16 protein-coding genes are annotated in these 20,583 nt (G+C 59.0%); 3 read left to right on the top strand and 13 right to left on the bottom strand.

Features of this window, described 5'->3' with window-relative positions; translation table 11 throughout:
- Positions 1-125: 125 nt before the first annotated feature.
- From DU29_RS0122180 to DU29_RS0122170, 3 genes are all read right to left on the bottom strand, one after another.
- Positions 126-1,223: a polyamine ABC transporter substrate-binding protein gene (locus DU29_RS0122180; RefSeq protein WP_028623673.1), complete on the bottom strand. Its 1,098-nt coding sequence runs from the start codon at positions 1,221-1,223 to the stop codon at positions 126-128.
- A 181-nt stretch (positions 1,224-1,404) separates the two neighbouring features.
- Complete coding sequence (locus tag DU29_RS0122175; RefSeq protein ID WP_028623672.1) at positions 1,405-2,769, bottom strand: aspartate aminotransferase family protein; 1,365 nt, start codon at positions 2,767-2,769, stop codon at positions 1,405-1,407.
- A 60-nt stretch (positions 2,770-2,829) separates the two neighbouring features.
- Positions 2,830-4,188, bottom strand: a complete 1,359-nt coding sequence (locus DU29_RS0122170; protein WP_028623671.1) for a glutamine synthetase family protein — start codon at positions 4,186-4,188, stop codon at positions 2,830-2,832.
- A gap of 604 nt (positions 4,189-4,792) precedes the next feature.
- On the opposite strand from DU29_RS0122170, the gene DU29_RS0122165 reads away from it, so the two are divergent.
- Both DU29_RS0122165 and DU29_RS0122160 read left to right on the top strand, forming a co-directional pair.
- Positions 4,793-6,169, top strand: coding sequence for a glutamine synthetase family protein (locus tag DU29_RS0122165; RefSeq protein ID WP_028623670.1), 1,377 nt, complete (start codon positions 4,793-4,795; stop codon positions 6,167-6,169).
- A gap of 360 nt (positions 6,170-6,529) precedes the next feature.
- Positions 6,530-7,168 (top strand): TetR/AcrR family transcriptional regulator, encoded by a 639-nt coding sequence (locus DU29_RS0122160; RefSeq protein WP_028623669.1) that lies wholly within the window; start codon positions 6,530-6,532, stop codon positions 7,166-7,168.
- A gap of 202 nt (positions 7,169-7,370) precedes the next feature.
- On the opposite strand, the gene DU29_RS0122155 is transcribed toward DU29_RS0122160, so the two are convergent.
- The 10 genes from DU29_RS0122155 to argE form a co-directional block, all read right to left on the bottom strand.
- Entirely contained in the window at positions 7,371-7,586 is a 216-nt protein-coding gene (locus DU29_RS0122155; RefSeq protein WP_028623668.1) for a TOBE domain-containing protein, read from the bottom strand.
- A 30-nt stretch (positions 7,587-7,616) separates the two neighbouring features.
- Positions 7,617-8,423: an aliphatic sulfonates ABC transporter ATP-binding protein gene (gene ssuB / locus DU29_RS0122150; protein ID WP_028623667.1), complete on the bottom strand. Its 807-nt coding sequence runs from the start codon at positions 8,421-8,423 to the stop codon at positions 7,617-7,619.
- On the bottom strand, positions 8,420-9,202 hold the full coding sequence (ssuC, locus tag DU29_RS0122145; RefSeq protein ID WP_028623666.1) for an aliphatic sulfonate ABC transporter permease SsuC: 783 nt from the start codon (positions 9,200-9,202) through the stop codon (positions 8,420-8,422). The genes ssuB and ssuC overlap by 4 nt, the downstream gene beginning before the upstream one ends.
- Positions 9,203-9,210: 8 nt before the next feature.
- Positions 9,211-10,359: an FMNH2-dependent alkanesulfonate monooxygenase gene (gene ssuD / locus DU29_RS0122140; RefSeq protein WP_028623665.1), complete on the bottom strand. Its 1,149-nt coding sequence runs from the start codon at positions 10,357-10,359 to the stop codon at positions 9,211-9,213.
- 67 nt (positions 10,360-10,426) lie between these two features.
- A complete protein-coding gene (locus DU29_RS0122135; RefSeq protein WP_028623664.1) occupies positions 10,427-11,407 on the bottom strand; it encodes a sulfonate ABC transporter substrate-binding protein in 981 nt (326 codons plus the stop codon).
- A 101-nt stretch (positions 11,408-11,508) separates the two neighbouring features.
- Positions 11,509-12,102 (bottom strand): NADPH-dependent FMN reductase, encoded by a 594-nt coding sequence (ssuE, locus tag DU29_RS0122130; RefSeq protein WP_028623663.1) that lies wholly within the window; start codon positions 12,100-12,102, stop codon positions 11,509-11,511.
- Positions 12,103-12,417: 315 nt separating this feature from the next.
- Positions 12,418-13,782 carry an OprD family porin gene (locus DU29_RS0122125; RefSeq protein WP_028623662.1) on the bottom strand — a complete coding sequence of 455 codons (1,365 nt, stop codon included), beginning with the start codon at positions 13,780-13,782 and terminating at the stop codon, positions 12,418-12,420.
- Positions 13,783-14,213: 431 nt separating this feature from the next.
- Positions 14,214-15,539 (bottom strand): OprD family outer membrane porin, encoded by a 1,326-nt coding sequence (locus DU29_RS0122120; RefSeq protein WP_028623661.1) that lies wholly within the window; start codon positions 15,537-15,539, stop codon positions 14,214-14,216.
- Positions 15,540-16,207: 668 nt separating this feature from the next.
- Positions 16,208-17,506, bottom strand: coding sequence for an amino-acid N-acetyltransferase (gene argA, locus DU29_RS0122115; protein ID WP_028623660.1), 1,299 nt, complete (start codon positions 17,504-17,506; stop codon positions 16,208-16,210).
- Positions 17,507-17,731: 225 nt separating this feature from the next.
- The gene (argE, locus tag DU29_RS0122110) at positions 17,732-18,898 is read right to left on the bottom strand and encodes an acetylornithine deacetylase (RefSeq protein ID WP_028623659.1); all 1,167 of its coding nucleotides are present in this window, start codon (positions 18,896-18,898) and stop codon (positions 17,732-17,734) included.
- Positions 18,899-19,123: 225 nt separating this feature from the next.
- Here argE and DU29_RS0122105 point away from each other — a divergent pair, with 225 nt between their 5' ends.
- Complete coding sequence (locus DU29_RS0122105) at positions 19,124-20,491, top strand: CYTH domain-containing protein (protein ID WP_028623658.1); 1,368 nt, start codon at positions 19,124-19,126, stop codon at positions 20,489-20,491.
- Positions 20,492-20,583 lie beyond the last annotated feature (92 nt).

The raw sequence follows: 20,583 nt of genomic DNA, 5'->3' as shown, positions 1-20,583 counted from the left end.
AACTTTATGACGATGTAGCAGCTGCCGAAGGCTGCGTTCAACTGCGGAGCAGTTGTGCTGTTGAAATCGCGGAGGTCCTTCGGACCTCAACGCCGCCTTCGGCAGCTGCTACAGGGTTTTACTGATTACTTACCGGATTTAATTTTGGTCCAGCTGCGCGTCATGATCCGCTGGGTCGCGGCCGGCAGGTCGGCAATCGCATACAGCTTGGCCAGCACGTCCGCAGGCGGGTAGACGCCCGGGTCTTCGGTAATGTCTTTTTCCACCAACGGCGTGGCGGCCGAGTTGCCGTTCGGGAAGCGCACGGCGTTGGTGATTTCAGCCATGATTTCCGGCTTCATCAGGAAGGTCATGAACTTGTAGGCGCCTTCGACGTTTTCGGCATCTTTAGGGATGGCGACCATGTCGTAGAAGCTGCCTGCACCTTCTTTCGGAATGTTGTAGCTGACTTTGACCTTGTCACCGGCTTCAGCGGCACGCGCTTTGGCCTGGTAGATGTCACCCGAGTAACCGACGGCTACGCAGATGTTGCCGTTGGCCAGATCGGAGATGTACTTGGAGGAATGGAAATAGCCCACCGAAGGACGAATCTTCAGGAACAGTGCTTCGGCTTCGGCCAGTTGTTTTTTGTCCTGGCTGTCGGTTGGATAGCCCAGGTAGTGCAACGCCACCGGAAGCATCTCGGTTGGCGAATCGAGGAAACTGATACCGCAGGATTTCAACTTCGCAGCGTTTTCAGGTTTGAACAGCAAGTCCCAGGAATTGGTCGGCGCGTCGGCACCCAGTGCAGCCTTGACCTTCTCGGCGTTGAAACCAATGCCGATCGAACCCCACATGTACGGGAAAGCGTGTTCGTTGCCCGGGTCACTCACCGAGACCGCTTTGAGCAGGTCAGTGTTGAGGTTTTTCCAGTTGGGCAGCTTGGACTTGTCCAGTTTCTGGTAGACGCCAGCCTTGATCTGCTTGGCCAGGAAGTTGTTCGACGGCACGACGATGTCGTAGCCGGACTTGCCTGCCAGCAACTTGGCCTCCAGGGTTTCGTTGCTGTCGAAAACGTCGTAAACGACTTTGATCCCCGACTCGGCTTCGAATTTCTTGACGGTATCCGGTGCGATGTAATCAGACCAGTTGTACACGTGCAGGACTTTGTCATCCGCCTGAACTGCGCCTGCCATCACGCCCATCAGGGACATGGCGAGGAGGGTCTTGCCAGCTATCTTCATACCTAATGCCTTCATGGGTAATGCTCCAGTTTTTCTTTTTAGCCGCATGCTCGGCAGCCTTTCCCGGTCATCCGAACGGTGGGTAGTCTGGCAAGATCCAAGGCAGGCTTTCAAGGAAAGACCCAGCCTTTGTTTGCTCCGAGCGAAATGCGCGCATCGCACTTCGCTCAGAGCCTAGCACTTAGCCCTGCAACGCACTTAGCGTCAGGTCCAGACACTTGCGTGCCTTGGTCACCAGTTCATCGATTTCAGCCTTGGTAATCACCAGCGGCGGAGCAATGATCATGGTGTCGCCGACGGCGCGCATGATCAGGCCGTTTTCAAAGCAGAACGTGCGGCAAATCATGCCGACACCCTTGCCTTCGTAACGCTTGCGCGTGGCCTTGTCCTGAACCAGTTCAATGGCCCCCAGCAGGCCGACCCCGCGCACTTCCCCCACCAACGGGTGATCGTTCAGCTCCCGCAGACGCTTTTGCAAATAGGGTGCCGACTCCGTATTAACGCGCTCGATAATTTTCTCATCGCGCATGATGCGGATGTTTTCCAGCGCCACTGCTGCAGCGACGGGATGGCCGGAGTACGTGAAACCGTGGTTGAAATCGCCGCCCTCGTTGAGCACCGCGACCACCTCGTCGCGCACGATCAGGCCACCCATCGGGATGTAACCGGAAGTCAGGCCTTTGGCGATGGTCATCATGTCGGGCTTGAGGTCGTAGAAATCGGTACCAAACCACTCACCGGTGCGACCGAAACCACAAATCACTTCGTCGGCGACAAACAGGATGTCGTACTTGGCGAGGATTTCCTTGATGCGCGGCCAGTAGGTGTCTGGCGGAATGATCACGCCGCCGGCACCCTGGATCGGCTCGGCAATAAAGGCACCGACGTTATCCACGCCGACTTCGAGAATCTTCTCTTCCAGCTGATTGGCCGCCCACACGCCGAATTCTTCCGGCGTCATGTCGCCGCCTTCGGCGAACCAGTACGGCTGCGCGATGTGAACGATGCCAGGGATCGGCAAATCGCCCTGCTCGTGCATGTACGTCATGCCACCCAGGCTCGCGCCGGCCACGGTGGAACCGTGATAACCGTTCTTGCGGCTGATGATGACTTTCTTGTTCGGCTGGCCCTTGATCGCCCAGTAGTGGCGAACCATGCGCAGCATGGTGTCGTTGCCTTCGGAACCGGAGCCGGTGAAGAACACGTGGTTCATGCCTTGCGGCGCGATGTCGGCAATGGCTTTGGCCAATTCCAGCACCGGCGGGTGAGCAGTCTGGAAGAACAGGTTGTAGTAAGGCAATTCACGCATCTGCTTGCTGGCGGCATCGGCCAGTTCGTCGCGACCGTAACCGATCGCCACACACCACAGGCCGGCCATACCGTCGAGAATCTTGTTGCCCTCGCTGTCCCAGAGGTACACACCTTTGGCGCTGGTGATGATGCGCGGGCCTTTTTCTTTCAGCTGCTTGAAATCGCTGAACGGCGCCAGGTGGTGATCGTTACTCAGGGTCTGCCATTCACGGGTTTGCGGATTATTGCTGGTCATGCGAATTCTCCTAAAAAGATCAGGTGAAAGCGCCGCCCGACAGCGGCGGCGCCCGGTGTGTCAGACGGCGAAGAGCAGGAATTCCCGCTCCCACGAACTGATCACGCGCTTGAAGTTTTCATGCTCGGCCCGCTTGACCGCGACATAGCCAGTGATGAATTTCTTGCCCAGGTACTTCTCGACAGTCGCGCTGTTTTCCATCCGTTCCAGTGCGTCTTCGATGGTCAACGGCAGGCGCAGATTGCGGCGCTCGTAGCCACGACCCACCACCGGTGCGCTTGGGTTCAGCCCTTCGACCATGCCGATGTAGCCGCAGAGCAAGCTCGCGGCAATCGCCAGGTACGGGTTGGCGTCGGCGCCCGGCAGGCGGTTTTCCACGCGACGATTCTGCGGCCCGGCATCCGGGACCCGGAGGCCCACGGTACGGTTTTCTTCGCCCCATTCGACGTTCACCGGTGCCGAGGTGTCCGGCAGGAAGCGGCGGAACGAGTTGACGTTGGGCGCGAACAGCGGCAGCAGTTCCGGGATCAGTTTCTGCAAGCCACCAATGTGGTGCAGGAACAGCTGACTCATGGTCCCGTCTTCGTTGGAGAACACGTTTTTGCCGGTCTCCATGCTGATGATGCTCTGGTGCAGATGCATCGCGCTGCCCGGCTCGCCGGTCATGGGTTTGGCCATGAACGTCGCCGCGACGTTATGCTTGAGCGCCGCTTCGCGCATGGTGCGTTTGAAGATCAGGATCTGGTCGGCCAGGGACAGGGCATCGCCGTGACGGAAGTTGATTTCCATCTGCGCCGTGCCGTCCTCGTGGATCAGTGTGTCGAGATCCAGCTCCTGCAATTCGCACCAGTCATAGACATCTTCGAACAGCGGGTCGAACTCGTTCGCCGCCTCGATCGAGAACGACTGGCGGCCCGTTTCCGGACGACCGGAACGGCCAATCGGCGGCTGCAGCGGGTAGTCCGGGTCGTCACTGCGTTTGGTCAGGTAAAACTCCATTTCCGGCGCCACGATGGGCTGCCAGCCTTTGTCGGCATAGAGTTTCAGGACTTTCTTCAAGACGTTGCGCGGCGACAGCTCGATCGGGTTGCCCTGCTTGTCGTAAGCGTCGTGGATCACCTGCGCGGTCGGCTCGATGGACCAGGGCACCATGTACACTGCGTTCTGGTCGGGGCGGCAGATCATGTCGATGTCGGCCGGGTCGAGCAGTTCGTAATAGATGTCGTCTTCGACATAGTCGCCGGTCACGGTCTGCAACAGAACGCTCTCGGGCAGGCGCATGCCTTTCTCGGCAATGAATTTGTTGGTCGGCGAAATCTTGCCCCGGGTGATCCCGGTCAAGTCGGCGATCATGCATTCGACTTCTGTGATCTTGCGGTCTTTCAACCAATCGGTGAGCTGGTCGAGGTTGTTACTCATAAATGCCTCTTAGGCTGAGTTTCCTGACTCTTGGGAGTCAGGCGTTGTTTGACGCGTGGGCGTCGCATGGTCCAGATTGCCACTGTCGTTGCCGCGCACGAATACCCGCCTCGACAGTGGCGTGGGCAGGCATTGTAGGCTTTGCGCGTGCAGAATCATGAGCGGCACACGACGCATTGGCCGAGCCGCACTCAAGAAAGAGTTCTATATTGGAAGAAGCGCCGGTCAACAGACTGCCATAGAGCCCGTCCAGAATATCGGACGCTGCCGGCAGAAAGGTCTGCGGCGGGCAGGTGGTGACGCCGATTAACGGCAGGCGAGACATGAAGCACCCCGGTATTATTGCTGTTATGGGTTTGAATCGGAGCTTAGCCTTGTTCATTTTTTTACACAACACCCCCGTAAAAAATACAACACGGCCCGCTCAAGCCCGCGGCCGGCAAAGCGCTCAAGGGCATAAAAACGCCCCAAAGTGCCTCAAAAAAGCCTCGTGAGCGCTTTTTTAGGGCAAAAACGGCCTCGCTTGACTTCGGCATGCCGTTCGGGTTGACTGAAACCCGAAGAGATCAATGATTGATATTTTTAACAACAAAGGTGTTGCATCATGTCGGTACCCCCGCGTGCCGTTCAGCTTAACGAAGCGAACGCGTTCCTTAAGGAACATCCTGAGGTTCTGTACGTTGACCTTCTGATTGCGGATATGAATGGTGTGGTGCGCGGCAAGCGCATCGAACGCACCAGTCTCCACAAGGTTTACGAGAAAGGCATCAACCTGCCGGCCTCCCTATTTGCTCTGGATATCAATGGCTCGACGGTGGAAAGCACCGGCCTGGGTCTGGACATCGGCGATGCTGACCGAATCTGCTATCCAATCCCGGACACCCTCTGCAATGAGCCTTGGCAGAAGCGCCCTACCGCGCAACTGTTGATGACCATGCACGAACTCGAAGGCCAGCCGTTCTTTGCTGACCCGCGGGAAGTGCTGGCCAATGTAGTCCGCAAGTTCGACGAGATGGGCCTGACCATCTGCGCTGCGTTCGAGCTGGAGTTTTACCTGATCGACCAGGAAAACGTGAACGGTCGTCCGCAGCCGCCACGCTCGCCTGTATCCGGAAAACGCCCGCATTCGACACAGGTCTACCTGATCGACGACCTCGACGAATACGTCGACTGCCTCCAGGACATCCTGGAAGGTGCGAAAGAGCAAGGCATCCCGGCGGACGCGATCGTCAAGGAAAGTGCCCCGGCGCAGTTCGAAGTGAACCTGCACCACGTCGCCGACCCGATCAAGGCGTGCGACTACGCGGTACTGCTCAAGCGTCTGATCAAGAACATTGCCTACGACCATGAAATGGATACCACTTTCATGGCCAAGCCGTACCCGGGCCAGGCCGGCAATGGTCTGCACGTACACATTTCGATTCTTGATAAAGAAGGCAAAAATATTTTTGCCAGCGAGGATCCCGAGCAGAACGCCGCGCTGCGTCACGCGATCGGCGGTGTGCTCGAGACCCTGCCCGCGCAGATGGCTTTCCTCTGCCCTAACGTCAACTCCTACCGTCGTTTCGGCGCACAGTTCTACGTGCCGAACTCGCCGTGCTGGGGTCTGGACAACCGCACTGTGGCGATCCGCGTGCCGACCGGTTCCTCGGACGCTGTGCGTATCGAGCACCGTGTGGCCGGCGCTGACGCCAACCCGTATCTGCTGATGGCTTCGGTTCTGGCAGGCGTGCACCACGGCTTGACCAACAAGATCGAGCCGGGCGCACCGGTGGAAGGCAACAGCTACGAGCAGAACGAGCAAAGCCTGCCGAACAACCTGCGCGATGCACTGCGCGAGCTGGACGACAGCGAAGTCATGGCCAAATACATCGATCCGAAATACATCGATATCTTTGTGGCCTGCAAGGAAAGTGAGCTGGAGGAGTTCGAGCACTCCATCTCCGACCTTGAGTACAACTGGTACCTGCATACCGTGTAAGCGGGTGCAGTAAAAAAAACGCCGCCGGCCTCACAGCCTGCGGCGTTTTTTATGGCTGGCTGATTTTCCGTGTTCTTACGGTTGGCACGAACCCTGTGGTGAGGGGGTTTATCGGAATGCCGCACCACCCCGCTGGAGGCCGAAGGACTCCCTTTTATGCCCAATACAGTCGGGTCAGGCATACCTCATTGACTGGCTTTGGGGCTGCTGCGCAGCCAAACGGGGGTAAACCCCCTCGCCACAGGTAAACCCCCTCGCCACAGGTGGACCCCCTCACCACAAAGACCACCCTCGGCACAGGGGATGTGGAACATCTCTGCGCTCTGCGTACAATGCCCGCTGCCCCCGCAGGAGTCTCCAATGACGCGCATCGCCACCGTTCGCAAACCCCGCGCCCGCAGTCAGGCGCGGATCGATTCGATACTCGACGCCGCGCGCACGCTGCTGGCAACCGAGGGCGTAGCCAGCCTGTCGATCTACAGCGTCGCCGAGCGCGCGGAGATTCCGCCCTCCTCCGTCTACCACTTCTTCGCCAGCGTTCCAGCCCTGCTCGAAGCGCTGACCGCCGACGTCCATGGCGCTTTCCGCGCCTGCCTGCAAGCGCCCATCGACCACGATGCCCTGCGCAACTGGCACGACCTGTCGCGCCTGGTCGAACAGCGCATGCTGGCGATCTACGACGAAGATGCCGCCGCCCGCCAGTTGATCCTCGCCCAGCACGGCTTGACCGAAGTGACCCAGGCCGACCGTCAGCACGACATTGAACTGGGTGATTTGATGCACAAGCTGTTCGATCACCATTTCGAACTGCCGAAACTGCCGACCGATGTCGATGTGTTCGCGCTGGCCATGGAACTGGGCGATCGGGTGTATGCACGTTCGGTGCAACAGCGCGGGCAGATTACGCCACGCATGGCTGAAGAAGGGATGCGGGTGTTTGATGCTTACCTTGGGCTCTACCTGCCGCCGTATCTGCCAAAGCGCACGGTTTCAACCTGATCTGCGTGGCGGCTCCTACGGCCTCATCGCGAGCAGGCTCGCTCCCACAGTGGATCTTCGGCGAACAAAGCATTTGAGTACGACAAAAAACCCTGTGGGAGCGAGCCTGCTCGCGATGGCCGCACCGCTGACATGACCTGTTCACACGCATAAAAAAACCCCGAAAGGCTTGTGCCGTTCGGGGCTATAGGCGGCGCATGAATCACAACTTGGCGATCGACACCTCGGTGGATTTCACAAACGCAATCACCTCACTCCCGACCACCAAATCCAGCTCCTTCACCGAGCGCGTGGTGATCACCGAAGTGACGATGCCGGAGGCGGTCTGCACGTCGATTTCCGAGAGCACGTCACCCAGCACGATTTCCTTGATGTGGCCTTTGAACTGGTTCCGAACGTTAATGGCTTTGATCGTCATGATGTTGATTCCCGTCGTTGGATGATTGAGTTATTGCGCCCAACGCAACTGCGTGGGCAAGGGTGAAACAGGTTCCGGTTCCGGCGGTTGGCCAGGTAATGCGAGGACGCGGTTGAGGACTTCGGTTTCCAGCGTCGCCAGTCGATGAGAGCCACGCGCTCGGGGGCGCGGCAGTTCCACCTGCAAGTCGAGGCCGACTTCGCCCTCTTCGATCAGGATTACCCGATCGGCAATCGCCACCGCTTCACTGACGTCGTGGGTCACCAGCAACACGGTAAAACCGTGCTTTTGCCAGAGCCGCTCGATCAGCTGCTGCATTTCAATTCGGGTCAGCGCATCCAGCGCGCCCAAGGGCTCGTCCAGCAGTAGCAAACGCGGCTGATGAATCAGTGCGCGGGCCAGCGCCACTCGTTGCTTCTGCCCACCGGAGAGTGCGGCCGGCCACTCGTTGGCGCGATCCGCCAAACCTACCGATTCCAGCGCTTCCAGCGCTTGCGGCCGCCAGTTACCGGACAAGCCGAGACCGACGTTGTCGATGACTTTTTTCCACGGCAGTAGCCGCGCTTCCTGAAACATCAGCCGCGTGTCTTCGCGTGCTTCGGTCAACGCTGCAGAGCCCGCCAGCAATTCACCGCCAGTCGGTGTATCGAGCCCCGCGAGCAAACGCAGCAAAGTGCTTTTGCCGCAACCGCTGCGGCCGACCACGGCCACGAATTGGCCAGCCGGAATGTGCAGGTCGATGCCGCGCAACACCTGCCGCGAGCCAAAGGTTTTCTGCAGTTTGCGTACCGCCAGCGGTATTCCGCGCAACAGGCGTGGAGGTTGTTGAGCCGTCATGCGACACCTCCTTTGGCAACCTGATACGCCGGATGCCAGCGCAACCAGACACGCTCCAGACCACGGGCCGCGAGGTCGGCCAGCTTGCCGAGCACCGCGTACAGAAGAATCGCCAGCACCACCACATCCGTCTGTAGAAACTCTCGGGCATTCATGGCCAGATAGCCGATGCCTGAACTCGCGGAAATGGTTTCCGCGACGATCAACGTCAACCACATAAAGCCCAAGGCGAAACGTACACCGACCAGGATCGACGGCAGCGCACCCGGCAAAATCACTTGGCGGAACAGGCTGTATCCGGACAAGCCGTAACTGCGGGCCATCTCCACCAGCGCCGGATCAACATTGCGAATGCCGTGATAGGTGTTGAGGTAGATCGGAAACAACGTGCCCAGCGCCACCAGAAAAATCTTCGCCGACTCGTCGATGCCGAACCACAAAATCACCAGCGGAATCAGCGCCAGGTGCGGCACATTGCGGATCATCTGCACTGAACTGTCGAGCAGGCGCTCGCCCCATTTCGACAGGCCGGTGATGAAACCCAGCACCAGGCCGATGCTGCCGCCAATGACGAAACCCAGCGCCGCACGCCAGCCACTGATCGCCAGATGCGTCCAGATTTCACCGCTCTGTACCAGGCTGAGGCCGGCTTCAATCACGGCGATCGGCGCCGGCAGAATCCGTGTCGACAGCCAGCCCGCCGACACCGACAGCTGCCACACCGCCAACAGCAAAACCGGCAACGCCCAGGGCGCAAGGCTGTGAGTGATTTTCTTCATGACGCGCCTCAGCTCTGCGACGCGGCTTTGGGAAGAATGTCGTTGGCGACCATCTCACCGAACGGGCTGACGTAGTTGGCGCCTTCGGGCAACTGCGGGCGCTCGATGTCGAGGTGCGGAAACAGCAGCTCGGCGACCCGGTAAGACTCTTCCAGGTGTGGATAACCGGAGAAGATGAAGGTGTCGATGCCCAGGTCTGCGTATTCCTTCACGCGAGCGGCCACAGTCGGGCCATCGCCGACCAATGCCGTACCAGCCCCACCGCGCACCAGGCCGACACCGGCCCACAAGTTGGGGCTGACTTCGAGGTTGTCGCGGCTGCCACCATGCAGCGCCGCCATGCGCTGCTGGCCGACCGAATCGAAACGCGCCAGCGAAGCCTGGGCGCGGGCGATGGTGTCGTCATCCAGATGTGAGATCAGCCGATCCGCCGCTTGCCAGGCTTCGGCATTGGTTTCACGAACGATCACGTGCAGACGAATCCCGAAGCGCACGGTGCGACCGAGCCTGGCGGCTTTGGCACGCACCTGTTGGATTTTCTCCGCGACGGCGGCGGGCGGTTCGCCCCAGGTGAGGACCATTTCCACTTGTTCCGCCGCCAGATCCTGCGCCGCTTCCGAAGAGCCGCCAAAGTACAGCGGCGGACGCGGTTGCTGGATCGGCGGATAGAGCAGCTTGGCGCCTTTCACGCTGATGTGCTGCCCGTCATAATCGACGGTTTCACCTTCGAGCACGCGGCGCCAGATGCGGGTGAATTCCACCGAGGCTTGATAACGTTCTTCGTGAGTCAGAAACAAACCGTCGCCGGCCAGTTCTTCCGGATCACCACCGGTGACCAGGTTGAACAGTGCGCGGCCACCGGACAGGCGATCCAGCGTGGCCGCTTGCCGCGCAGCGACCGTCGGGGAAATGATCCCGGGACGCAACGCGACCAGAAACTTCAAGCGCTGGGTCACCGGGATCAGCGACGCGGCAACCAGCCACGAGTCTTCGCAGGAGCGGCCCGTGGGAATCAACACCCCGCCAAAACCGAGGCGATCCGCCGCTTGCGCGATCTGTTGCAGGTAACCGTGGTCGACGGCGCGCGCGCCCTCTGATGTACCGAGGTAATGGCCATCACCGTGGGTAGGCAGAAACCAGAAAATATTGAGGCTCATGGAGTGGTCTCCTTGGGAAATCGAATGTCGGGGCTTTGGTTACGGAGCTTTGGTTACTGAGCTTTGGTTACTGAGCTTTGGTTGCTGAGCTTTGGGCAACGGCGGCCGGTGGCGACCAGATCACGTCTTTGATGCTGAGCGGCTTGGGAATCAGCTTGAGCTGGTAGAAGCTGTCAGCGATTTTCTGCTGCGCGGCGACTACTTCCGGGGTCAGGAACAAGGCACCGAAGGCCTGGCGTTTCACCGAGGTCCGGGTGATGTCTACTGGCAGGCCGAGTAGTGGCGCGACCTGTTGGGTCACATCTTCGGGATTGGCCTGGGACCACTCGCCGACGGCGCGCACTTCTTCCACGAGAGCCTTGATCACCTGAGGATTTTTCTGCGCGTAGGGTTTGGTCGCGAGGTAGAACTGATGGTTATCGACGATGCCTTTGCCATCGCGCAGGGTGTGCGCTTGCAGCTGCTGTTCGGCAGCCGCCTGGTATGGGTCCCAGATGACCCAGGCGTCTACGCTGCCACGTTCAAAGGCAGCACGCGCGTCGGCGGGTGGCAGGAAAACGGTCTGGATGTCGCTGTATTTGAGGCCGGCCTGTTCCAGCGCCCGCACCAGCAGGTAATGCACGTTGGAGCCTTTGTTCAGGACGACTTTTTTGCCTTTGAGGTCTTGCACCGATTTGATCGGTGAATCCTTCGGCACCAGGATCGCTTCACTGTGCGGCGCCGGCGGTTCGTAAGCGACGTAGAGCAGATCGGCGCCAGCCGCCTGGGCAAACACCGGAGGCGTTTCGCCGGTGACGCCAAAATCGATGGAGCCGACGTTCAGGCCTTCAAGCAACTGCGGGCCGCCGGGGAACTCTGTCCATTTGACGTCCACGCCTTGCGCGGCGAGACGTTTTTCCAGCGTGCCTTTGGCTTTGAGCAGTACCAGGGTGCCGTACTTCTGATAACCGATTCGCAACGTCTCGGCCTGAGCTTGAGTAATGACGCCGAAGGACACAGCCGCAGCAAACAGAGCGACCAGACCACGACGCAAAATGACAGTGCGCATAGCGCTCTCCTTTTTGCAGTTGGGTATTGGCTGCACCTGCTTGCCCGTTAGCGAGCGAGTAAGGTGAGTATTTCAAATTCGGGTGTGGCTTGAATGCTGGCTCAAATACTCCAGCGGGCACTCAACAAACGTTCGTTCAACACATTCGGATCAAGCGGTTTCGGGCGTCGGGCCATGGCGCTGAAGAACAGCTCCAGGTATTCATTCAGGCGCTGTTCCAGCTCCGGCGCCAGTTGCGCCTGGGCACTGCCTTCGCCATAAGCGATCTGGCTGTCGACGGCGAAAATTCCTTGGAGCATTTCCTGAGCTTTCAACGCCGACAGCACCGGTTTGAGCGCGTAATCGACTGCCAGCATGTGGGCGATGCTGCCGCCAGTGGCGATGGGCAAAACCACTTTGTGCGCCAGAGCGCGTTCAGGCAGCAAGTCCAGCAAAGTCTTCAGAGCACCGGAGAACGAGGCCTTGTAGACCGGCGTGGCAATCACCACGCCGTCGGCATTTTCGATCTGTTGCAGCAGGTCGATGACTTTCGGGCTGTCGAAGCGTGCGTGCAGCAAGTCTTCGGCCGGGAAGTCCCGTATCCGGTAACTGACCACTTCCACACCTTGCTCCTGCAACCAGCGTTGCGAGCGCTCCAGCAGCACCCCGGAGCGGGAGCGTTGACTGGGACTGCCACCGAGTGAGACGACCAGCATTCAGATATTCCTTGAACGGTGCAGGCGATTCGCAGTGTGCGATCTCGCTTTGATGGGAAGACCTTAACAGGGGATTAATATATCTATAAATCATATTTATTCATTTGGTTATTCGTTTATGGACTATGCGTTTTACTGTATTCCGCTCATAAAAAAGGCCGTCGAAGCGGCGACTTGCAGCATTCCGTGGCGTTGCGCCCGGCGTGGTCAGGCCTTCAGGGAAGATCCAGCAGTGCGTTTATCGCGGCGCAGATAGCAAAAAGCCCCGCCAGGCTTATGCCGGGCGGGGCTTTCTACAGCGGTACGCGAGTGCTGTTACAACAGCGGGATCGAGTAGCTGAGGATCAGGCGGTTTTCATCCTGGTCGCGTTGACCTGGAATGTCGTTGCGCCATGTAGCGTTCTTCCACATGAAGCCGACGTTCTTCAACGGACCTGCTGGAACGACGTAAGCTACCGTCAGGTCGCGCTCCCACTCGGAACGACCGGAACCATTCTCGGCGCCGTTGCTACCCACAGTGTCGATATTGTCGCCACGCAGGTACACCATACCGGCGGTCAAACCTGGCAGGCCGACCTTGGCGAAGTCATACGAGTAACGTGCTTGCCAGGTGCGCTCGCCCGCACGGCCGAACTTCTGGATTTGCATGTCGGTGATGGTGTAGTTCGACGAACCGTCGCCCTGGTTCAACCAAGGGAAGTCGCTGCTGCCATTGCTGACCTGATAACCACCACCAAAGGTGTGACCGGCAACGGTGTACAGGAATAGGCCGCTGTACAGATTGTTGTCGACCTTGCCTTTACCACTCTGCATACCGGTGTAGTTACCGTTGCTGTAATAGGCGGGCGTATTGCCGTTAGCCCCGTCATCGGAGCTGTTGAAGTAACGAAGACCAGACTTCAGCACGCCCGGACCGATTGCCCAGTTGTGCACCAGACCCAGGAAGTGTTGCTTGTAGAAATCTTCCAGGTTGCCGTAGTAGTACTGAGCCGTCAGGTCTTTAGTGATTTTGTAGTCACCACCGGCGTACATGAACTTGTTGCTGTTGGCTATACGCGGGTTTGCACCACCGATAGACAGTTGCTCGTTGTTGCTGGAGTTACGTCCCTTCACGTGTTCGATCTGACCACCGACCAGCGTAAGGTCCTTGATCTCCCCGGAAGTGATCTGGCCACCCTGCCAGGTTTGTGGCAGCAGACGACCGTCATTGGTTGCGATTACCGGATTTTTCGGCTGCAAGGTACCCAGTTTCAGTTCGGTCTGGGAGATCTTGGCTTTTGCCGTCAGGCCCAGGCTGGAGAAGTTATCAACTGCTTCACCGTTGGACTCGCTAGGGAAAACAATGCCGCCATAAGAAGTTGCGGTGGCCCCGTTTGTACCGCCACCTGAATCCAGGCGCACGCCCAGCAGGCCAATCGCGTCGATACCGAAACCGACGGTGCCTTGTGTGTAACCCGAAGTGAACCGCAGGTCAAAGCCTTGGCCCCATTCTTCGCTTTTGCTCTGGACACCATTTGTCCGGCTGGCAGGAGTGCCCGCCGCGCCATCACGGTTATCGGAATTGATGTAGAAGTTACGCAACCCCAACGTGGCCTTGCTGTCTTCGATAAAACCGGCGGCGCTTGCCTGCTGCGCCATAACCCCTACGGCCACAGCCAGGGCCAAGGTGGACTTGTTCATGTGTTTCGCTCCTATCGTTTTCTAATTCTTGAGTAACCGGTCCGGGGTCGAGTGCCCCGAATCCTGATTCGCGCAATGAGCGCACAGCCCCTGTGCCCATGTAGCCAAGGGCCAGCCATCTGAGTGGGCGCGCATAATAAACCCAAAAAAATCTATGTCAGCATTTTTCATTTCCTTTCGGAATACCGGGTTGCACCGCTCTAGCACGCCCGGACAGGGGTATCGGCCTTGGTGTCAGTTTCTGAACCATGAAAAGTGAAAGGTGTGGATATTGAGTCGTGGACTCACTCCTGAGCCGCGGACGAGGCTCACTTTAGAATTGTCCGCGACAAACTAAAAAGAATAAAAAATTAGACATTCCTCTATTCTGGATATATGGAATTGCAGGCGAAAAAAAGCCCCACCGGCGGGCGGGGCTTCTCTTGTGGTATTTACAGGAAGCTGTAGGTGTAGTTGAAGATCAGACGGGTCTGATCCGCATCGGCGATGCCGACAGCGTCGCCGCGATAGGTGCCGTGACGGACCGTGGTCCCGAAGCCTTTCAATGCGCCTGTCTGAATCACGTAATCCACACGCAGGTCACGTTCCCACTCGGTGGCATCCGGACCGCCAACAGTCCGCGATTTGATATCGTCGCCGCGCAAGTAAGCGGCCGATGCCTTCAGGCCTGGAACACCCAAAGCTGCGAAGTCGTAAGTGTATTGACCGAAAGTAGTGTTCTCACCGGCACGAACGAAGCCGTTGATCATGGCGTCAGTGAACAGGTAGAAGCTCGCACCGCCCGCTTCCTCACTACGACCACCATCGTTGGTCACACTGCCTTGGTTCATATAAACGAATCCGCCATCATCCCCGACCTGTTGGTGGCCCAACAGGAAAGCACTTCCGCCGAGCGTGTACGTGAAGATCGCACTCCAGGTTTTGTTGTCGACTTCGCCGGTGTTCTTCGCATACCCACCGTTGTTGCTGAACGCGTAGCCAGCGTCGCCGTTTTTGCCATCGGAACTGCTGTCGAAATAGCGCAGGTCAGTCTTGAAGGACTGATTGGCAGCAATCGGGTAAACGTGAGTCAAACCGAGGAAGGTCTGCTTGTAGAAATTTTCCAGGTTGGAGTGGTAGGCCTGCAGCGTAAGTTCTTTAGTAACCTTCCAGTCAGCACCCGCGTAACGGAACTGATTGCTTTCTTGAGTTGCACCCGCCACCGACAGACCCGTCGAGTTGGAGGAAGCGCGACCCGATGCATGCTCCAACTGACCAACGTTGAATGTCACGTTGTCAATTTCCTTCGAGGTGATGGTGCCACCTTCAAAGGTCTGCGGCAGCAAACGGCTGTCATTCGCTACCAGGATCGGCATATTAGGCTGCAGAGCGCCGCCATAGTGGGCTTCAGTCTTGGAGAAGCGCGCCTTGACGTTACCGTTCACTCGGCTCCATGAATCGGCAGCTGAATTGCCGGACTCACTCGGGAAGAATGAACTCGGGTACGTATGCTTGTTATCGCCACCCAGGTAAATCCCAACCAGCGCCTGTGCGTCAAAACCGAAACCAACGACACCTTGGGTGAAGCCGGACAGGTAATCGAATTTGAAACCCTGCGCAGTCTCACGCTGATCCGCCCCGCCATCACGGTTATCAGCGTTGAAATACATGGTCCGCGAACTGACTGTCGCCTTACTGTCTTCGATGAAACCGGCGGCGCCTGCCTGCTGCGCCATAACCCCTACGGCCACGGCCAGGGCCAAGGTGGACTTATTCATTATCAAGCTCCTCTCGTTTCTAATTCTTGTGTTCTTGGTCCGGAGTCATGCGCCCCGGATTCCTAAGATGTTTGATTAGCGCCGCACCGTGACTCGTAAGTCAATCGTAACTATGTACGTCTACGACCATAGTCTAATCCCCGGATTTGGGGGCAGCTGCTGACTGGTTTTATCGAATCTGCACCAAATGATTTGGCCGTTTGGTTTTTCATACCGTTTCGGAATAGACCCGGTGGATTCGCCAGGGGGCGCCTCACTCGAAAGCTAATTCCTAAGGGGTATTACTGGTCTTTTTTTAGATCGATTTGCTTTAGGCGAAATTAATCCAGGGACAGGCTCCATGACCACCAGACGCGCACTATCCAGACCAATTGTTACAGTTTTTGTATCGCTCTCACTGTCATTTCCTGCGCGCGCGGCGAACCACACCGGGGGCTAACAGAGGCACAGGAAAACCAGCGCTTTGCTGGAGGGTGGCACGGGAGAGGCGGCGATTGGCGAGACGTCGAAGTTTTTGAGGGAGCAGGGAAAGATGGAGGCAGGATGAACACCTACGGCGAGGGAGCTTGCCCCCTGCTGGGTTCTGCAGGCTTCAGGGCTGCTACGCAGCCCGACGGGGGCAAGCCCCCTCACCACAGATCACAAAACAAAGGCCACAAGCCCACAAACTAAAGCGTCTTTTCGAAGATCTTCGAATTACGCTGATAGTTGTACAGCGACGCCCGTGCCGACGGCAGACGCTCGACGCTGCTCGGCACGAAACCGCGCTCGCGGAACCAGTGAGCGGTGCGCGTCGTCAGCACGAACAAGGTGTTCAAGCCTTGCGCCCGGGCACGGCTTTCGATGCGCTCGAGCAACACATCACCCCGCGCGCCGTGCCGGTATTCCGGATTCACCGCCAGGCACGCCAGCTCGCCGGCATCCGAATCGGCAATCTGATACAGCGCCGCGCAGGCAATGATCATGCCTTCACGTTCGACCACACTGAACTGCTCGATCTCACGTTCCAGCACCTCGCGGGACCGTCGCACCAGAATGCCCTGCTCTTCCAGCGGGCTGATCAGATCGAGCAATCCGCCGACGTCTTCAATCGCCGCTTCCCGGACCACTTCAAACTGCTCCTGCGCCACCAGCGTACCGCCGCCGTCGCGCGTGAACAGCTCGGTCAGCAGCGCCCCGTCTTCGGCGTAACTAACGATATGACTGCGCGCCACGCCCCCACGGCAGGCCTCGGCAGCCGCATCCAGCAGCTCGGCCTGATAGTTGCTGCCCAGACGCTGCAGATGCGCCGGCACCTGCTGCGGACGCAGCTCGCGAACCAGACGACCGTTTTCGTCGATCAGGCCCGGATCAGCGCCGAACAGCAGCAGCTTGTCCGCGCCCAGATCAATAGCTGCACGTGTGGCGACGTCCTCGCAGGCGAGGTTGAAAATCTCGCCGGTCGGCGAGTAACCCAGCGGCGACAAGAGGACGATGGAGCGCTCGTCGAGCAGACGATTGATGCCCTTGCGGTCGACCCGGCGCACTTCGCCGGTGTGGTGATAATCCACGCCTTCCAGCACACCGATCGGCCGCGCCGTCACCAGGTTGCCGCTGGCCACCCGCAGTCGTGAGCCCTGCATGGGCGATGCAGCCATGTCCATCGACAGGCGCGCCTCGATAGCGATGCGCAGTTGCCCGACCGCATCGATCACGCACTCAAGCGTCGCGGCATCGGTGATGCGCATGCCGTGGTGGTAATGCGGGGTCAGCCCGCGCGCGGCGAGGCGGGTTTCAATCTGCGGGCGGGAACCGTGCACCAGCACCAGCCGCACGCCCAGACTGTGCAGCAGCACGAGATCGTGGACGATGTTGCCAAAATTGGGATGCTCGACACCATCGCCGGGCAGCATGACGACGAAGGTGCAATCGCGGTGAGCGTTGATGTAGGGCGAAGCGTGACGAAGCCAGTTAACGTATTCGGGCATGAACCAGGGCCTGTAATAAATAGCAGCCAAAAAATGGGCGAAACGGGAAACGCACAGCGGGCTGATGGTTATCGTCGGAACAGGCTTGGCGACACGCGCGCTCTCCTCATGAATACGGGTTGGGACGTCTGCAATTTATACCTGTAGGAGCCGGCTTGCTGGCGATGCAAACGCTGCAGATCATCAGATAGGCCGCGTCATCGTTCATCGCCAGCAAGCCGGCTCCTACAGGTTGTGTCGCGTTGTTGCCGGCGTCAGGCAGTAATGTTCAATCAGTTGCCGTAGTAGATGCACCGTAGGCTGCAAACGTGACATTTCGAGGTATTCCCCCGGCTGGTGAGCACAGGCGATATCGCCGGGGCCGAGCACCAGGGTTTCGCAGCCAAGGCTCTGAAGATAAGGCGCTTCGGTGCCGAACGCCACTGCTTCGGCGCGATGGCCGGTGAGCTTTTCCGCGACCCGCACCAGTTCGGCGTCCTCGGCCTGCTCGAACGGCGGCACTTCGGGGAACAGCGGTGCGTAATCGATCTTCACCTGATGCCGTTCGGCAACCGGTTTGAGCTTCTGCAGAATCTCGGCGCGCAAGGCATTCGGATCCATGCCCGGCAAAGGTCGCAGATCAAACTCCAGCGAGCATTGCCCGCAGATACGGTTAGGGTTGTCACCACCATGAATGCAGCCAAAATTCATCGTCGGCATCGGCACGCCGAACTGTGGATTGCGAAATTCGCGTTGCCACAACAGCCGCAAGCCGCGCAGCTCTCCGATGGCATCGTGCATGGCTTCGAGCGCGCTGTGGCCCAGGCGCGGATCGGAGGAATGGCCGCTCTGACCGAGGATGTCGATGCGCTCCATCATGATGCCTTTGTGCATGCGGATCGGCTTGAGCCCGGTCGGCTCGCCGATTACCGCCGCTCGACCCAGCGGCCGGCCAGCCTCGGCCAATGCACGAGCACCGGACATCGAGCTCTCTTCGTCACACGTCGCGAGAATCAGCAGCGGCTGCTTGAAAGGTTGATCGAGCAGAGGCAGGACAGCTTCGATCGCCAGCGCAAAAAAACCCTTCATGTCGCAACTGCCCAGACCGACCCAGCGGCCGTCCACCTCGGTCAGCTTCAGCGGATCGGTTTGCCACAAGGCGCCATCGAACGGCACGGTGTCACTGTGACCGGCCAGCACCAGCCCGCCGGGGCCGGAGCCATAACTGGCGAGCAGATTGAATTTACCGGGGCTGACCTGCTGGATATCGCAGGCAAAACCGAGGTCACCCAGCCAGCTCGCCAGCAGATCGATCACCGGCCGGTTGCTCTGATCGAGGCTGGCCTGTGTACAGCTGACGGACGGTGCGGCGATCAGCGCAGCGAACTGATCTTTCATGGATGGCAAAGGCATCGCTGACTCCAACTCCCGAATTGAAGACCATCATAGAACCATCCGGCGACAGGAATAAACCGCCGCAGAGCTGGTCAGGCCTGTTGACACCGGGTGAGGGCCTCGACGGAGCCGTGGTTGTCACCAAGCGTCAACAGACCCTACCTTCTCTCAGTCCTGTACACTGCACGGCCTTGGCAGCCACACATTCCCCTGGCTGCGCTCCCGATTCTGGATTTTCCGGCCATGCAAAAAGAAACTGAAATCAAACTCCGCGTCAGCCGCGAAACCCTCGCCGCCCTGCGCGAGCATCCATTGCTGAAAAAACGCAACAAAAGTGGCTGGGAACGCCGTGAACTGATGAACCAGTACTTCGACACGCCTGAGCGCGACCTGGCCCGCGCCAAGGTTGCCTTGCGCCTGCGCCGCGATGGCGAAGAAGTGATTCAGACGTTGAAAACCCGTGGCCAGAGCGTTGCCGGTTTGTCCGAGCGTAACGAATACGACTGGAACCTGCCCAAAGCCAAGCTCGACGTGAAAAAACTCGACGGCGAATGCTGGCCGGAAGAATTGGCCGAGCTCGACAAGAAAACCCTGAAGCCGATCTTCACCACCGATTTCGTCCGCGAACGCGCTGAAATCGCCTGGGGCCGTGGCAAGACCAAAGTGGTCATCGAAGCCGCGCTGGACCTGGGCCACGTGATTGTCGGCAAACAAAAAGAAGAAATCTGCGAGCTGGAGCTGGAGCTGCGCGAAGGCGAGCCGGCCGCCCTGCTGGAACTGGCCGCCGAACTGGCCGCGACCCTGGCGCTGATGCCATGTGACATCAGCAAGGCCGAGCGCGGTTATCGCTTGTACGACGCCAACAGCTATTCCTTGAGCCTGCCAGCGCCACAGATCACTGCCGAAACACCGCTGGACGACGCGTTCGCCGCGCTGAGCTGGCACTTGCTCAGCAGCAGCCAGCGACTGGCCGAGCAGTACCGCTTCAACGGCCACTGGCGCCTGTTGCAGGATTGGGTAGAAAACCTCGCCGAATTGCGCGCCCTGCTGAGCAGCCTCGGCCAGGCCGCGCCGCGTCAGTCGACGCACGATCTGCGGGTTGCACTCGACGCCTTGCTCGAAGACTGGCGCCCGCTGGTGCTGGCCGGTCTGGATGACGAAGACGTGCGCAAAGCAGCGCCGGAGCAGTTCCTCGAAGAACTCGAAGATCCGCGCTGGGGCCTGTTTTCCCTGAACACTTCGCGCTGGTTGCTGGCCCGCACCTGGGCTGCCGATCGTAACGTGCGTGGCAATCGCCAGGGCGCTGCACAGTTGGGCAGCTGGTTACCGCGCTTGCTCGGCGAGGAAGCCACGTCCTTGCAACTGCAGCGCTATCAGCAACAGCCGGAAGACCTGGCCGAGCAATTGCCGCGCATCGAGCGCATCCAGTCCTGGCTGCACCACGCCCGTGGCGTGCTGGAGATCCCGGAAATCGATCGCCTGTATGGTGAGCTCAAGCAGCTTGCTCAATTGGCAAACGAGCCGATCACCGAAGAGTCGCTGGATGCACGCAAGCAGCAGGCGATTGCGGTGTATCAGAACCGTGCGTGGAAGATGTTGCTGCGTATGTAAATTGTCTTTGTGGCGATGGAGCTTGCTCCCGCTGGGCAGCGAAGCGGCCCCAAAGAGGTCTGCTGTGCAGCCCAGCGGGAGCAAGCTCCCTC

Origin of the sequence: Pseudomonas sp. Ant30-3, assembly GCF_000690905.1 — a bacterium.
In the GTDB taxonomy this organism is placed as follows: domain Bacteria; phylum Pseudomonadota; class Gammaproteobacteria; order Pseudomonadales; family Pseudomonadaceae; genus Aquipseudomonas.
This window is presented reverse-complemented; position numbering and strand designations above follow the sequence as displayed.

Bases quoted from the DNA above. Each gene is read 5' to 3' on its own strand.
- DU29_RS0122135 (WP_028623664.1), bottom strand. From the start codon at position 11,407: ATGCGCACTGTCATTTTGCGTCGTGGTCTGGTCGCTCTGTTTGCTGCG.
- ssuE (WP_028623663.1), bottom strand. From the start codon at position 12,102: ATGCTGGTCGTCTCACTCGGTGGCAGTCCCAGTCAACGCTCCCGCTCC.
- DU29_RS0122175 (WP_028623672.1), bottom strand. From the start codon at position 2,769: ATGACCAGCAATAATCCGCAAACCCGTGAATGGCAGACCCTGAGTAAC.
- DU29_RS0122170 (WP_028623671.1), bottom strand. From the start codon at position 4,188: ATGAGTAACAACCTCGACCAGCTCACCGATTGGTTGAAAGACCGCAAG.
- DU29_RS0122120 (WP_028623661.1), bottom strand. From the start codon at position 15,539: ATGAATAAGTCCACCTTGGCCCTGGCCGTGGCCGTAGGGGTTATGGCG.
- DU29_RS0122165 (WP_028623670.1), top strand. From the start codon at position 4,793: ATGTCGGTACCCCCGCGTGCCGTTCAGCTTAACGAAGCGAACGCGTTC.
- argA (WP_028623660.1), bottom strand. From the start codon at position 17,506: ATGCCCGAATACGTTAACTGGCTTCGTCACGCTTCGCCCTACATCAAC.
- DU29_RS0122180 (WP_028623673.1), bottom strand. From the start codon at position 1,223: ATGAAGATAGCTGGCAAGACCCTCCTCGCCATGTCCCTGATGGGCGTG.
- DU29_RS0122125 (WP_028623662.1), bottom strand. From the start codon at position 13,782: ATGAACAAGTCCACCTTGGCCCTGGCTGTGGCCGTAGGGGTTATGGCG.
- DU29_RS0122160 (WP_028623669.1), top strand. From the start codon at position 6,530: ATGACGCGCATCGCCACCGTTCGCAAACCCCGCGCCCGCAGTCAGGCG.
- ssuD (WP_028623665.1), bottom strand. From the start codon at position 10,359: ATGAGCCTCAATATTTTCTGGTTTCTGCCTACCCACGGTGATGGCCAT.
- argE (WP_028623659.1), bottom strand. From the start codon at position 18,898: ATGCCTTTGCCATCCATGAAAGATCAGTTCGCTGCGCTGATCGCCGCA.
- ssuC (WP_028623666.1), bottom strand. From the start codon at position 9,202: ATGAAGAAAATCACTCACAGCCTTGCGCCCTGGGCGTTGCCGGTTTTG.
- DU29_RS0122155 (WP_028623668.1), bottom strand. From the start codon at position 7,586: ATGACGATCAAAGCCATTAACGTTCGGAACCAGTTCAAAGGCCACATC.
- DU29_RS0122105 (WP_028623658.1), top strand. From the start codon at position 19,124: ATGCAAAAAGAAACTGAAATCAAACTCCGCGTCAGCCGCGAAACCCTC.
- ssuB (WP_028623667.1), bottom strand. From the start codon at position 8,423: ATGACGGCTCAACAACCTCCACGCCTGTTGCGCGGAATACCGCTGGCG.